Below are 13,370 nucleotides of genomic sequence, written 5' to 3' on the forward strand. Positions count from 1 at the left end.
CTTTTCCTCATTCTGTTCTCCGGTCTGTGAAACCTCTGCAGATGCATCGCCTGAGCCTAAGGCGCATAGAAACAGCAAGATGAGAATAGGCCTTGAGCCTAGCAAAAGCGCGCCCGCCGTTGATTTTGAGGTGGGCGTGATCATGCTTTAGAATTGGGGAATTCACCTATCGGCCGAGTGGCTGACCGGTGCCCGCTACGCAGGGGCTGGAGGCCGATGTCGGCTATGGTGTCAGCCGAAACCGTGGCATCGGGCTGCCACTGCATGTAACGGGCGTGCTTGCGGAGCACTTCGCCTATGCGGCTGCAGGAGGCTTCAATGGCCAGGCTGAAAGCGCCTTTGCGCAGATGGTCGCCGATGGTTTGCATCATGCGACCGATGATTTTGGTGCTGAAAAACTGCTCGATAGCATATCCGAGGGTGATGCTTGCAGTCTGAGCTGAGGGATCCACCACAAGCACGGTGCCAAAATCGTTGCGACGGCTGACCGAGTGAGTGTTAAAAGCTCCTTGGTTCAGCAGCCAGAAGCCGAGTTCTGCCACGTTCAAGTTGCTGGGCAAAGAGCCTAAGTAAATGGCAAAAAACGCTTGTGGAAAACTGCGTTCGAAATCATCCAAAATGATTTCGAGATGCCGGGTGTCCTCAAGTCGAAGGCAGTGGGCCGCATCGGTGATGCGCTCTAGCCTAACCCATTGATTTCCAAGGTAACTATGCAGCAATGTCGCGGAAAAACCGCAGGCCGAACAGGAGTTCTGCTCGGCGCGAACGCTAGCTTGGCAGCGCGGACATTTCATTGTTATAGAATATATGGAATATACAACTAATCAAGCTCTATTTCATCGCTCCTGACACAGAAAAAATGTTTACACCGGGTGGCCTTTGTGGTGTAACTGTGAGTTGACTCAATAATTAAAGAACGAACGCTGATTTTCTATGGCTTTAAATCCTCGGAATCGACGTTCAATTTTCCATCCTCTGATCATGAAGCTCGCCCCCACCATCGTCATTCTCGGCAGTCTGCTGGCTGCCGGTTCTATCCAGGCCAAATGGTCGCGAATTCCCATCATCAAAGAAAAGCCTGTTAACACGATCAGCGGTCCTGCCAGCAACGCCTCTCTCGACAGTTCGTCGGGCTTTGGTCACGTCGATTCGATTCTTTCCAGTGACATCACATCGTCTTCCACGGTTTCAGCCGGGAAAAGCTTTGTGCTCGTCAATCTGGGCAAGCCGGTGCTGATTTCCTCATCCTCCTTCGTGAATGATGGCATCGAAGGCCGTGCGGTTCTTTCTGCTAGCGCAGACAAGAACGGCTGGGCTGTTCTTGAGGAGAAAGTCTTTTCGGCCGCCGACCGCACGGTGGAGTTCAAATTTGCCGGGATGCAGGCGAAATACGTCAAGCTTGAGCTGGCGCTCTCCAAAGGCGGGATGATCCGCTTCCTGCAGTTCTTTGGCGCAGCCACAGACAAAGGGTATGCCGTGAAGCAGTCCGCTGATGGCAAGGGTGGCAAGCCGGCGGACCTTATCAACGGCCTGGGCGGTGCGCGTGTCGTTTATGCCGCGCCCAAGCCGGCCAACGGTCTCGACACCGCCATCACCTACAACAAGTTTGCCTTCCCTGAGTCTGATGAAAAATACCGCACCATCATCTATGACTTCGGTCAGCTGCGTATTTTGAATGAGTTTGCCTCGGTCCACTCTCCCCGTCCGGTGCGCTTTGAAGTGTTTGCCTTCGACAACCTTCCGGAAAAAGAAGACTGGCGTGGACGCATGGCCTTTGACCCGAGCGATTTTGGCAACATTTCACCCGTGGCTGTGGCCGAAGACACCCGGGGCACAGGCTCGCTGAAAGCCAAACCCGCCAAAGCTGTCAAAACCCGCTACCTTGCGCTGCGCTGGGAGCCTGAGTTCAACCCGCCGGACTTCCAGTGCACAGGATCGGCTGAAGGTAACATCATCAACATTGTCACCACGAACACGGTGGTTGTGACCAACGCTGACGGCACCAAAACGGTCGTGACTGTGACTGTGGGAGACGCTCACGGAGCCGGTGCTGCCACCAGCGACGTAACACCTGAAAATGCCGGCCAGATGGTGGCACAGGGCAGCGCACAGAGCGGAGACACCACTGTGGTCACAACGGCGACCTACCCTCCAGGCGTGGATCCCCTCAATCCTGGAAACGTCCAGCCGATAAGCTCTTCCACAACAACTGGCACCTCGACCGTGACGGTGACAACGCAGTCTGATGGCACCGTGGTGACCACCAGTTCCTCCAAAACGACTGATGGTAACGGAAACACGACGACCACGACGATCACTGAGACCAAGGACTCCAGCGGCAATACAACGACCACGGTGAACCAGTCCACGCAAGACTCCAACGGCAATACCACCACCAATGTTGACGCAACCAACACTGGTTCAGGAGGCAACAACAGCCAGACCAGCACGCAGGGCACCAGCGGAGATGGCAATCTGGCAGGTGGCAGCTCTCCTTCACCTGGTGGTAACGGGTCGATCACCTCCAACGTGACCAACACCATTTCTACAGCGGCTACGTCGCCTTAAACAGGGCGGTAACTCATCTTTAACCCGCGCTGGCTTGCTGCTGGCGCGGGTTTTTTTATTTCTGCAGGTGGCTCGCTGGAAAAGAGCCTTTGTCCTGCTGAGGGAATGTGTCAGGCCTTCGCAGCACACTGCGGGCACAGGCCGTAGAACTCCAGCTCGTGATAGAGCTTCTGGAAGCCGGATTCCTTTTCAATCTGCTTTTCCAAGGCTTCCACCGGGCAGGCGATGTCCAGACGCTGAATGCGGCCGCATTGGGTGCAGATGAGGTAGTCGTCATGCCGCCCCGGCTGCAGGAGGGTGTAATACGCGCTGCGGTCATGCAGCCCCAGCCGACGTATGAGGCTGAGTTCCTCGAGTTTGACCAGTACACGGTAAACCGTTGCCTTGTCGGCCCCGCTGGTGAGATCGGGGGACTCTGCGATGTCCGCAAGGGACAGGGGCTGATGCGAGTGGACAAGGATGGAGAGAACGTTCTCCAAAGCTTTGGTTCGTCGCAGCCCGGCTTCACGTGCGCGCTCCATCATTTTGGCGGCCAGTTCGCGCGCTGAGTCTGCATCATGATGCTGGCAGGTGGCGGAGTGGTGGTGGTGGAGCATCGTGTTTCAGAGAAAGAAATTCTAGGGGGGAGACATCGTCTGCTTTTTCTGCTGAAACAACCATTCATGCAGATCCGCACGTGGATAGACGATGCCTGTGATGCCGTGCCCTGCTCCCGCGAGTTCGGTGTATTTCATTCGTTCGCCGCCCGCCTGCCTGACAGCCTCCACTATGGCGCGCGAGCGTTCGACGGGGACCATGTCGTCCTTGTCGCCATGGAACACCCAAAAGGGTATGGGCTTGAGGATTTCGGCGTTTTTGACATCGCCACCGCCACAAAGCGGCACGCAGGCGGCAAAGACCTGCGGGTATTTCGCCGCAATGCCAAAAGTGCCAAAGCCGCCCATGGAAGAGCCTGTGAGATAGAGGCGGTCTGAGTCAATGGGGAGGTGATCAGTGAGATCGGCAATGAGGGCGAGCAGATTGTCCGCCACCTGATTCTTCCAGCCGATTTCGGCAGAAGGGCATTGCGGAGCCAGCAGAAAGCAGGGCTGCTTGGACTGGTTCTCCTCGTTGGTCCAGATCTTTGGTGCGCCTCCGAGCTGAGACTCGTTGTCGCTGCCGCTCTGGCCGGAGCCATGCAGCCAGATGACGAGCGGGTAACGCTGGGTGCCGTCCAGCTTGGGGGTGCCCCAGATCTGGTAGTTCAGCCCCTGCTTGGAAACGCCTTTCACAAACTGCCCGGTGATCTTCTCTGCATAGGCTCCTTCCTTCAGCCCGGCATCCCGGCGTTTCTCGCGAAGCAGGCCACGGATGTAGTCCTGATCTTCCTTGGAGAGCTTGTCCAGCGCCAGCCGGTACTGGTTGAAGTCGGTGCTGCGGCGTATTTTGACCTCCTTGTCGGAAAATTCGACGAGGTTGCCCATGAACTTCGATTTCCCGTCGCTAGAGGTCCACTGCCGCGGAGGATCCGCGGCCTGTGCTGAGGAGAGCAACAGGCCGACGGCGAGAGATCGGAGGAGCATGTTCATGCCGGATGCTAAGCCGCACGGGTCTGCGACGGCAAGCACTTTGCATGAGGCTGGGATCAGGGGGTGATGCGCGCGCCGGCTTTTTTCATTTCCTCGACAAGCTTCTTTGAGGCTTCGTCGATGGCATTTCCCTCGATGAATATCTGGCAGTACGGCGCCCACTCACGCGGGCCGTCGTTGTCTTTTTTCCACATGCGCTGCAGCGGCGAGAGGTCGGTGATCTGGTTGTTTTCGAGAAAGAGGAACTGCAGTTCCGTCAGCGGTTCCAGGGGGGAGATGTCCTTCACCCCGTTTCCTTTCAGGGAAAGCATGGAAAGCCACTTCATGCCACCGATGCCGGCGATGCTCGTCAGCTGGTTGCCTTCGAGATAGAGAGTCCACACCTTGGGCAGCTTGAAGAGCGGCGTGGCGTCCTTGATCTGGTTGTTGGCGAGGTAAAGGGAGGTGAGCGACTGAATGCCGCCGAGCGCGGAGACGTCCGTCACCTTGTTGCCGGTCAGCTCGATGTATTGCAGCGCGTTGCAGGCCGCGAGCGGCGTGATGTCGCTGATCTGGTTGTTGGAGACATCCAGGAACTGCAGGCGCTCCAGACCTTTGAGCGGCGCGAGATTTGAGATCTGATTCTCCGGCAGTGTGAGGGATGCCAGGGATTTGCACTTTTCGAGGCCAGTCAGGTCCTTGATGCCTGCCTTTTTGCCTTCGATGATCGAGACCGTCGCCACATCTTCCGCAGTGATCACTTCCTGATTGTCGCGCTTGGCAAACACTTGCTTCCGCACGGCAGCCTCCAGGGCCTTGTCTGGGAAAATGGCCACCGGCTTCGGTGGTGTGGGCTTGGCTGCGGCGGCCGGGGCTGCAGGTGGGGTAGGTTTGGCGGGAGGAGCGGCCGGTTTGGCTGGTGCAGGCGCGGGCTTTTCAGGAGCCGCTGCTGGCTTGGCCGGAGCGGGGGTAGGGGGCGTGGGTTTGGCTGGTGCTGCGGCGGGCTTTGCCGCGGGCGTCGCAGGTGCTGGCTTGGCAGGAGCAGCGGCTGGTGCAGGCGTGGCTTCGGTCTTGGATGGCGTTGCTGCTGCTGCAGGAGCCGGAGCGGCGGCGGGTTTGGCATCTTGGGCTTGAAGACTCAGGGCAACAAAAAGCGCAGGGAGGACGAGTCGAAGTTTCATGGCGTGGGAAAGGTTAAGGGCATGATACGTAGAACGCAGGTTGCATGTTCAGCAAAAATCGCCTCTCTCTTGCTGTCATGGTCAACGTTATTGTCATCCTTGAGATCGATCCGCTGAAGATCGATGAATTTCTTGAAGTCATCCTCGAAAACGCCGCCGCTTCGCGCTTGGAGCCTGGCTGCATCCGTTTTGAGGTCAGCCGGGACAATGAACAGTCCAATCTCTTTGCCCTGAGCGAGAGCTACGTGGATCAGGCTGCTTTTGACCAGCACTACACCACGCCGCATGTGGCCAAGTGGCGCGCCAAGGGACCTGGGTTTGTGCTCAAGCGCTGGGCGGTCAAAGGTCCGGTCTATTGAGCTGAAAGCACCGGTTGTTTGCATCGGGCTTTGCTGCTGCATATTTGGCGTCACAGATGCCATGTGTGAGGCTAGCACTGCGCGATGAAACGCCTTGTTATCCTTTGTTGCCTAAGCCTGGCAGGTCTCGCCGCCTATGCTCACAAGACCGATCTGGAGCACCCTTATGAAGCTGTGGCGGGTTACGGGTACTTCATGCAGTACGTCAAACCCGTGCTGGAAACCCACTGTCTGGCGTGCCATCGCGGCAGTCATCCTCCTGCGGGACTGTCACTGGTGCAGCGCAGCGGGGTTTATGCGCCGCGCAGGCATGGGAGAGCTTTTGTGGTCCCGGGAAACCCCAATGCCAGCAGGCTGCTGACTGCGGTGGCAGAGGGCGGCAGTCACCCAGGGGCCAGCCCCATGCTCTCTGCAGCAGAGGTGGATATTCTCTACGAGTGGATCGAGGACGGCGCTTACTGGCCGGACAATCCGTCAGGCTTTTTGCAGCCGTGGGAGTTTGTACCACCGCGCAAAAAGGGGCTGCTGGCGACTGAGAAAGCTGCGGCACTTTACTTGATGCCGATGACCATCGAGTCCGGGCCCACGAGGTGCTCCACGCGGCAGTTGGTGAAACCGGCCTCCTGCATCCAGCTGATGCAGTCTGCTCCGGTGTAGTCAAAGCCGCCTGGGGTTTCGATGAGCATGTTCAGGCTCATGAGCAGGCCGAAGGCGTTCTCCTTGCGGGCGTCGTCGATGATGGAGTCATACACCACCACAGCTCCGCCCACGGGCAGTGCGGCGTAGGCTTTGTTCAGCAGCATGAGCTTGGTGTCCAGATTCCAGTCGTGCAGGATGTGGCCAAAGAGCAGCACATCCGCCTGCGGCAGTTCATCGGTGAAGAAGCTGCCTCCGGCAAACTTCACTCGCTCAGCCAGACCATTGGCGGCGATGTAGTCTTCAAAGATGGGTGCGACTTCAGGAAGATCAAAGCCGATGCCCTGAAGGTGAGGATTTGCCAGAGTGATCTGCGTGACGAGGTCTCCCTGCGCGGTGCCGATGTCTGCGCAGCTCTGGTATTTCGCCCAGGGGAACTTCTGTGCGATGGCCATGTTGGCACCGCGGCTCACGCCAGACATGGCGCGCAGGAATTCCTTCAGCTTTGCCGGGTCTGCGTAGAGGGTGGCAAAGGGGTCGTGCCCGCCTTTGGATTCGTTTTGAGATTCACCGGTGCGCACTGCCTCAGTCAGGCTGCCCCAGAAGGGATAGAGGCGGTGGTTTGCCATCTCCAAAATGCCGCCAATGTAGGAGGGCTTGGCCTTGTCCAGAAAGAGGTCGGTTTCCGGAGTGTTGCGGTAGATGCCATCATCGCCACGTTGCAGAAACTTCAGCGCCACCAGCGCATCGAGGAAATCGCGAGCACCACGCGGGTGCAGCCCCATGCGGCCCTGCAGCGTGCCGAGATCGCCGGGGTGCTTGGCCAGTTCGGTGAAGATCTCCATCTCCACGGCGCTGAGAAGAGTCTTGGAGGCCCAGAAGGCGAGGCCGGTCTGCAGGATGTGGTCAGGGGTCAGGCTCATGGGCGGGAGTTTGTCGCAGTCACGAATGGCTGCAACTGATACACTGCTTCATTCTTGCCTGCTGCCGAACTTACTGCCCCACAGCGCGCTTGAGTGCATGCTGGGCCTTGTTGTACTCAGTCACGGCCAGCACGCGGCTCTGGCGTGCACGGGTCAGCTCCTCGCGCGCGAGCAGGTATTCCAGCACCACGCCCACCTGGCTGGCCTGGCGCTCCTTGGCCAGCTTGGTCATCTCTTCGGCGGCGTCCACGGCTTCGTCATTGATCTTGATCTGATCGTTGGAGGACTGCACGCGGGTGGCGGCTTCGACGACTTCACGGCCGATCGCTGCCTTGACCTGGCTCGTCTGCAGTGCGGCGCTTTCCTCGCGTGCGTCTGCCAGCTTCTGCCGCTGGCGGTCAAACAAGCCACCGGGGCCGATCTTCCAGCCGAGGCCAAGGTAGTAGTCCTGCTGGCTGCCGAAGTTGCCCCACTGGTTGCCCACATTGGGGCCGCCACCGAGTCCGCCTGCAGTGTAGCCCGCCTGCACGGTGGGGATGAGTGGCGCCACACGAGCGCGGTCTTTCTCCGCATCCATGGAGCTGTGAATGGCAGATGCAGCCTGCACCTCCGGGCGCTTCTGCTGTGCCTGCGAGATCATGGAGGCCACGCCTTTACCGGCCATCATTTTGACGGGCACGAGATCGGACTTGGCCGGACGCAACGTGGCATCGGGAGTGAGACGGAGGATTTCGGCGAGCTTGGCCATGGCGAGATCCCGCTGCTCCTGGCCCTGGCGGATGGCCAGCTTGGCACGGCTGACCTGGGACTTCACGCGCAGCAAGTCGGCGCGGAAGGCGGTGCCTGCGGTGACGGCTCCTTCGAGCTGCTTGCCGTAGTCTTCGGTGATCACCAGATCCTCGGCGATGATGGTCAGCATGGCCTCAGTGGCCAGCAGGTCGTAGTAGCGTTCCACCGACTGCGTCACGATGTCGATCCGTGCCTTCTCAGCGAGATGTTGCGCGGCCAGAGCACGCTGCTTGGCGGCGAGTGCGGAGTAGTAGATGTCTCCCGGCGACCAATCGATCACCACGCCCGTGCCCACATTGTAGGACTGCTTGTTCACGTTGTACACATTGCCCAGAATGTCCTGCAGTCGGCCCTCATGTTCACGATATCCGGCACCAATGCTGAGAGCTGGCCAGAAGCGCTGCCAGGCCTGCTTTGACTCTGCCAAGGCCTCATCGTGCTTAGCACGCGCGAGCTGGATCTCGTCGTTGTTGGCACCTGCGAGACGCATGACGGTGCGGAGATCGACGAATGCGGGAGCGGGTTCGGCGGCGTGAAGTGTGGAGGCCGCAAAAAAGGCCAGGGCCAGATGACGAACAATTGAAAACATGGCGTGGGAGGAATGAAGTTTGAGTTTCGTCATTTCACCGTGACCGGCTGCTTGTCCGTCACCAGCGTGGTGCCGGGCAGGAGGATCACGTCGTCAGCTTTGAGGTCGGGGATTTCCACATTCGTGCCGTCGTTGAAGCCTGGCTTTACGGCGGTCTTGATGGCTTTGCCGTCGATGTGTTTGAAGACGAAGGCATTGGTCTTTTCCATCACCAGTCCGGCCACGGGGATGAGGGTGGCCTTGTCGTGTTTCTCCACGGCGATCTTGGCCATGGCGTACATGCCGGGGCGGAGTTTGAGATCGGCGTTTTTCAGGTCGGCCTCGGCTAGCATGGTGCGGGTGGCGGGATCGAGTGCGTAGGCGATGCGGGAGATGCTGGCCTCCACGGGCGTGGGGCCGCTGGCGTCGATCTGGGCTTTGACGGGCTTGCCCACAGCCACGAGCGAGGTCTCCATTTCGGTGACGGGGATCTGCAGACGCAGCGTGCTGGCATCGACGATCTCCACGATCTTGCTGGTGTTTGCGGTGACGAGTGCTCCTGCGTCCACATGACGTGCGGTGACGATGCCATCAAAGGGTGCTTTGATCTCGGCAAAGGCGAGCAGTGTGGTGATGCGCTCCATGCCTGCCTTGGCGATGGCCAGCTTGGCCTCCAGTTCATCGACTGTTTGCGGCAGCACCAGATCGGGCGATTTGGCGCGGGCCTCGTGCATGCGCTTTACCTCGATGCTGGCGGCGTTGACTTCAGCCTTGGATTTGGCGAGATCGGCCTGGAGTTCTGGCACCTCGATCCGTGCAATGACCTGGCCGGATTTGACGGCATCGCCTTTGTCCACGCTGATGGCGGAGATGTAGCCTGTGACCTTGGCGTGAAGCATCACCTGCTGCCAAGGCGCAAGCGTGGCGGGCAGGGAAACCCAGCGGTGGATGGTGCCGGTGGAAGGCTTCGCGGCAGGAAGGTCGAGGCCGGATGCGGCGGAAGCGAGGAGTATGAGGAAGATCAGGAGACGCATGGGGGATTGGATGGTGGGGCGCAAGATGGGTGATGGCTGGGCACAAAGAGTAGAGGGGTTGTCGTCACTCCACCGAGCGGCGAATGGATCAGGGGCGGGAGAGGTCTGGAGCGCCGTCGCCGTTTAGTTGGCGGGAGTGGCGGATGAAGCGGAGGGATTTGGAGGGAAGAATAATGTGGATGTCCTTCAGCCGGTACTGGTGGTGGATGTAGCTGATCTCGTTCTTGGTGGAGATGACGAGGGTGTTACCAAAGCGGCTGGCGGCGAAGTCCATGCCCCAAGCTGCGGCGGGTGTCTCGCGCCAGTGCGGATCTGCGGGGTGGTAGCCAGCGGCACCGCCGGCGGGACGGGCAGAAATTTTGATTACTGGGGTGGCGGTTGTGACTTCGCTGACCGTGGCTGTGGCCTCGGCGGCTTCGCCAGCACGGAGTATAACACGTTTGATGCCTTGGGCGTCAAATTCGACGATACCTCGCGTTGGGTGGCGGGCTTCGACGGGCTGTGGCTGAGTGCATGCGCCAAGAAAGAGCGGGAGCAGCGGCAAGCTGAGGAGGATATGGCGGACAGGATGGCTGCTCATGGTAGGTTATGAGATGCGGTTGGCTGGCTGGAGCTTGATGTGGTGATTCAAGATTCGAGAGGTTCCAGTGAGGCGGGTTTGGCAGTCTTGGATGCGAGCAGTGCGTAAACGGCAGGCAGCACCAGCAGCGTGGCCACGGTGGCGAGGGCGAGGCCGCCGATGGTGGCGACGGCGAGCGGGCTGGTCTGGGAGCGCGCGAGAGCCATTGGGATCATGCCCGCGATCATAGCGAGAGTGGTCATGAGGATGGGGCGCAGGCGTGAGGTGGCGCCCTCCAGCGCGGCGTCGCGCTTGCTCATGCCGCCAAGCTGCGCGCGGTGCGCGAAGGTGACGAGCAGGATGGCATTCGCCACAGCCACACCCACGGACATGATGGCTCCCATGAAGCTCTGCAGATTGAGCGTGGTGCCGGTGAACATGAGGGCGAGCACCACCCCGAGCAGAGCGGCTGGAATGGTGGTGAGCACGATGAAGGCGAGGCGCACGCTTTGGAAGCTGGCCACGAGCAGCAGGAGGATGGTGATGATGGCCATGAGGAGGCCGGTTTGCAGGCCGCTCTGCAGCTCCTTCAGCGGCTGCACCTGACCGCGCAGCACCACGCTGACTCCGGCGGGTGCAGGATTGGCGACGATGATTTTTTCCACCTCTTTCGCGATGCTGCCGAGAGGGCGGCCCTGAAGATTGGCGGTGATGGAAATAGATCGCGCCATGTTGTAGCGGTCATACTGGCCGATGACGCTGCCTTCGGTGACTTTGGCGATGTTTCGCAGCGGCACCGGAGGACGGTTCTGCGCGGTCACGGGCACATTGCGCAGGTCTTCGAGGCTTTTCATCAGCGGCTGCGGCACCTGCACCTGCAGGGAGTAGCTGACGCCGGTCTTGGTATCTGCCCAGAAGTTCGGCACTGTGAAGCGGCTGCTGGTGGTGGCGGCCACGAGGCTGCGGGTGGCATCGCTCATTTTCACACCGAGCAGTCCGGCGCGCTCGCGGTCGATGTGTACATCGACACTGGGGTAGTCGAGCGTCTGGCTGAACTGCACGTCCCGCAGGTCCTTGAGTTCGGCGAGCTTGGTCTTGAGCAGCTCGGCATGCGCACGGCTGGCGGCGAAATCCTTGCCGCTCACCGCCACTTCGATGGGGGTGGGAGAGCCGAGTGCCATCACACGGGAGACGATGTCAGCAGGCTCAAAGGAGAACTGCACCTGCGGGAACTCGGCGGCGAGGCGGGCGCGCAGTTTCTCGCGCAGCGGCGCCACGGCCACGCCACTGCCTTCCTTGAGCTGGATTTGCAGGATGGCTTCCTCGGGGCCGCTGTTCCACTGATGGATGAGATTCACAGGATAGTTCGGCGCATGCACACCCACGAGGCCCATGCTGATGGCGACTTTGTCGGGGCCAGTTTCTTCACCGACGATGGCGAGCGTGCGCAGGGCGATCTGTTCGGTGGTTTCGAGGCGCGTGGCCGTGGGCGCACGCAGGCGGAGCTGGAGCTGCCCGGCATCGATCTGCGGAAAGATCTCCGTGCCGAGGAACGGCAGCAGGATGCTGATGGCAAACACCACGCCGACGAGATAAGCGGGCACGAGGATGTGGCGAAGGGCGATGGAGGGCTTGAAAAGCAGCGCGATCTTCCGGCTTGCGGCAGCCAGAGCCACCGGGACGGTTTCGCTGCGGCTCGTTGCCTCACGATGCCACCAGATGTTCAGCACGGGCACCAGCGTGCTGGAGAGCAGGTAGGAGGCGATCATGCTGAAGCCCACGGCGAGGGACAGAGGCAGGAAGAGCGCCTTGGCCGCGCCGGTCATGAAGAAGCTGGGCACAAACACCGCCAGCACGCAAAGCATGGAAAGCGAGCGCGGGCCGATGGTTTCCTCCGAGGCGTCCAAGACCAGCCGCGCCAGCGAGCGACCACCGCCCATTTTGAGATGGCGGTGGATGTTTTCGATTTCCACCGTGGCCTCATCAACCAAGATGCCGACGGCAAGTGCGAGGCCGCCGAGGGTCATGAGATTGATGGTGTAGCCGCCGATCCACAGCGCGAGCATGGCAGCGGCGATGGCGATGGGGATGTTCAGCACCACGATGAAGGCGCTGCGCAGATCCCGCAGGAAGATGAGAACCATGAGGCCGGTGAGGGCTGCGCCGAGGATGCCTTCTTTGACCAGGTCGCGGATGGCACGGATGATCCAGGGGCTCTGATCAAACTCGAAGGTCACGTTGATGTCCTCGGGGCAGGCGGCTTTGAATTTGGGCAGATTCTGCTTCACCAGCTCCACGACGCTGAGGGTGGAGGCATCGCTGCGCTTGGTCACGGGCATGTACACAGTGCGCTTACCGTTCACGATGGCGATGCTGTAAAGCATGTCGCTGCCGTCGCTGACTTCGCCGAGGTCGCGCACATACACCGCGCCCTGATCAGTGACCTTGACCGGCACGGCGGCGAGATCCTGGATGTTCTTCACCACCGCGTTTGTGGGCACGATGGGGAAGCTGTTGGGCAGGGAGAGATTGCCGCTGGGGCTGATGGTGTTGGCCGCCGTCATGGCTGCGACCACATCATCGGGAGACAGACCGTATGCGCGCAGGCGGTCGGGCTTCACATTGATGAGGATGGTGCGCGCGCTGCCGCCGAAGGGTGGCGGGGCGGAGACGCCGGGCAGCGTGGCAAAGAGCGGACGCACCATGTTCAGCGCGGCGTCCTGCATCTGGCCCACGGTGCGCGCGGGGTTCTCGGTGGAGAAGACGAGATTGCCCACCGGGACGCTGCCTGCATCAAAGCGTGTGACGAAGGCGCCCGGAGTGCCCGGCGGCATGAAGGAGCGCGCGCGGTTCACATAGGCGATGGTTTCCGAGAGCGCGGCGGACATGTCCGTGCCGGGATGAAACTGCAGCTTCATGATCGAAGCACCTTGGATGTTCTTGGACTCCACGTGCTCGATCCCCGCGATGTAGAGGAAGTGGTACTCGTAGTAGTAGGTCAGGTAGCCCTCCATCTGCAGCGGGTCCATGCCGCCATAGGGCTGCGCCACGTAGATGGTGGGGATGCCCAGCGTGGGGAAGACATCTCGCGCCATCTTTTCCTTGGCCTGCCAGGCGCCAAGAAGGATCGCCACGACGGCGACGATGACGGTCCACGGATGGCGGAGTGCTAGTCGGGGAAGGGACATGCGGGAAAATGACGAAAG

General features: G+C 60.2%; 12 protein-coding genes. 3 read left to right on the top strand and 9 right to left on the bottom strand.

Features of this window, described 5'->3' with window-relative positions:
• Positions 1-140: 140 nt before the first annotated feature.
• Positions 141-794, bottom strand: a complete 654-nt coding sequence (locus ACFQDI_RS01960; RefSeq protein WP_377162843.1) for a TPM domain-containing protein — start codon at positions 792-794, stop codon at positions 141-143.
• 187 nt (positions 795-981) lie between these two features.
• On the opposite strand from ACFQDI_RS01960, the gene ACFQDI_RS01965 reads away from it, so the two are divergent.
• Entirely contained in the window at positions 982-2,568 is a 1,587-nt protein-coding gene (locus ACFQDI_RS01965) for a hypothetical protein (protein ID WP_377162845.1), read from the top strand.
• Positions 2,569-2,678: 110 nt separating this feature from the next.
• On the opposite strand, the gene ACFQDI_RS01970 is transcribed toward ACFQDI_RS01965, so the two are convergent.
• The 3 genes from ACFQDI_RS01970 to ACFQDI_RS01980 form a co-directional block, all read right to left on the bottom strand.
• On the bottom strand, positions 2,679-3,164 hold the full coding sequence (locus ACFQDI_RS01970) for a Fur family transcriptional regulator (protein WP_377162847.1): 486 nt from the start codon (positions 3,162-3,164) through the stop codon (positions 2,679-2,681).
• A gap of 21 nt (positions 3,165-3,185) precedes the next feature.
• Complete coding sequence (locus ACFQDI_RS01975) at positions 3,186-4,130, bottom strand: carboxylesterase family protein (RefSeq protein ID WP_377162849.1); 945 nt, start codon at positions 4,128-4,130, stop codon at positions 3,186-3,188.
• Positions 4,131-4,192: 62 nt separating this feature from the next.
• Positions 4,193-5,296: a leucine-rich repeat domain-containing protein gene (locus ACFQDI_RS01980; RefSeq protein ID WP_377162851.1), complete on the bottom strand. Its 1,104-nt coding sequence runs from the start codon at positions 5,294-5,296 to the stop codon at positions 4,193-4,195.
• Positions 5,297-5,373: 77 nt separating this feature from the next.
• Between ACFQDI_RS01980 and ACFQDI_RS01985 the strand changes: the two genes are divergently transcribed.
• Both ACFQDI_RS01985 and ACFQDI_RS01990 read left to right on the top strand, forming a co-directional pair.
• On the top strand, positions 5,374-5,655 hold the full coding sequence (locus ACFQDI_RS01985) for a putative quinol monooxygenase (RefSeq protein ID WP_377162853.1): 282 nt from the start codon (positions 5,374-5,376) through the stop codon (positions 5,653-5,655).
• Positions 5,656-5,739: 84 nt separating this feature from the next.
• Positions 5,740-6,312: a c-type cytochrome domain-containing protein gene (locus ACFQDI_RS01990; protein WP_377162855.1), complete on the top strand. Its 573-nt coding sequence runs from the start codon at positions 5,740-5,742 to the stop codon at positions 6,310-6,312.
• Here ACFQDI_RS01990 and ACFQDI_RS01995 read toward each other — a convergent pair.
• From ACFQDI_RS01995 to ACFQDI_RS02015, 5 genes are all read right to left on the bottom strand, one after another.
• Positions 6,207-7,214: a methyltransferase gene (locus ACFQDI_RS01995; RefSeq protein WP_377162857.1), complete on the bottom strand. Its 1,008-nt coding sequence runs from the start codon at positions 7,212-7,214 to the stop codon at positions 6,207-6,209. The two genes, ACFQDI_RS01990 and ACFQDI_RS01995, sit on opposite strands and share 106 nt — an antisense overlap.
• Positions 7,215-7,284: 70 nt before the next feature.
• Positions 7,285-8,592 carry a TolC family protein gene (locus ACFQDI_RS02000; protein ID WP_377162859.1) on the bottom strand — a complete coding sequence of 436 codons (1,308 nt, stop codon included), beginning with the start codon at positions 8,590-8,592 and terminating at the stop codon, positions 7,285-7,287.
• A gap of 29 nt (positions 8,593-8,621) precedes the next feature.
• On the bottom strand, positions 8,622-9,605 hold the full coding sequence (locus ACFQDI_RS02005) for an efflux RND transporter periplasmic adaptor subunit (protein WP_377162861.1): 984 nt from the start codon (positions 9,603-9,605) through the stop codon (positions 8,622-8,624).
• Between the two features lie 88 nt (positions 9,606-9,693).
• Entirely contained in the window at positions 9,694-10,185 is a 492-nt protein-coding gene (locus ACFQDI_RS02010; RefSeq protein ID WP_377162863.1) for a hypothetical protein, read from the bottom strand.
• A gap of 47 nt (positions 10,186-10,232) precedes the next feature.
• Positions 10,233-13,352, bottom strand: coding sequence for an efflux RND transporter permease subunit (locus tag ACFQDI_RS02015; protein ID WP_377162865.1), 3,120 nt, complete (start codon positions 13,350-13,352; stop codon positions 10,233-10,235).
• Between the last annotated feature and the right edge of the window lie 18 nt (positions 13,353-13,370).

The sequence above is a fragment of the Prosthecobacter fluviatilis genome (genome assembly GCF_042655725.1).
Taxonomy (GTDB): domain Bacteria; phylum Verrucomicrobiota; class Verrucomicrobiia; order Verrucomicrobiales; family Verrucomicrobiaceae; genus Prosthecobacter; species Prosthecobacter fluviatilis.

Excerpts from the sequence above, each read along its gene's own strand:
- ACFQDI_RS01990 (WP_377162855.1), top strand. The coding sequence starts at position 5,740 with ATGAAACGCCTTGTTATCCTTTGTTGCCTAAGCCTGGCAGGTCTCGCC.
- ACFQDI_RS01960 (WP_377162843.1), bottom strand. The coding sequence starts at position 794 with ATGAAATGTCCGCGCTGCCAAGCTAGCGTTCGCGCCGAGCAGAACTCC.
- ACFQDI_RS01970 (WP_377162847.1), bottom strand. The coding sequence starts at position 3,164 with ATGCTCCACCACCACCACTCCGCCACCTGCCAGCATCATGATGCAGAC.
- ACFQDI_RS01975 (WP_377162849.1), bottom strand. The coding sequence starts at position 4,130 with ATGCTCCTCCGATCTCTCGCCGTCGGCCTGTTGCTCTCCTCAGCACAG.
- ACFQDI_RS01995 (WP_377162857.1), bottom strand. The coding sequence starts at position 7,214 with ATGAGCCTGACCCCTGACCACATCCTGCAGACCGGCCTCGCCTTCTGG.
- ACFQDI_RS01980 (WP_377162851.1), bottom strand. The coding sequence starts at position 5,296 with ATGAAACTTCGACTCGTCCTCCCTGCGCTTTTTGTTGCCCTGAGTCTT.
- ACFQDI_RS02010 (WP_377162863.1), bottom strand. The coding sequence starts at position 10,185 with ATGAGCAGCCATCCTGTCCGCCATATCCTCCTCAGCTTGCCGCTGCTC.
- ACFQDI_RS02000 (WP_377162859.1), bottom strand. The coding sequence starts at position 8,592 with ATGTTTTCAATTGTTCGTCATCTGGCCCTGGCCTTTTTTGCGGCCTCC.
- ACFQDI_RS02015 (WP_377162865.1), bottom strand. The coding sequence starts at position 13,352 with ATGTCCCTTCCCCGACTAGCACTCCGCCATCCGTGGACCGTCATCGTC.
- ACFQDI_RS01985 (WP_377162853.1), top strand. The coding sequence starts at position 5,374 with ATGGTCAACGTTATTGTCATCCTTGAGATCGATCCGCTGAAGATCGAT.
- ACFQDI_RS01965 (WP_377162845.1), top strand. The coding sequence starts at position 982 with ATGAAGCTCGCCCCCACCATCGTCATTCTCGGCAGTCTGCTGGCTGCC.
- ACFQDI_RS02005 (WP_377162861.1), bottom strand. The coding sequence starts at position 9,605 with ATGCGTCTCCTGATCTTCCTCATACTCCTCGCTTCCGCCGCATCCGGC.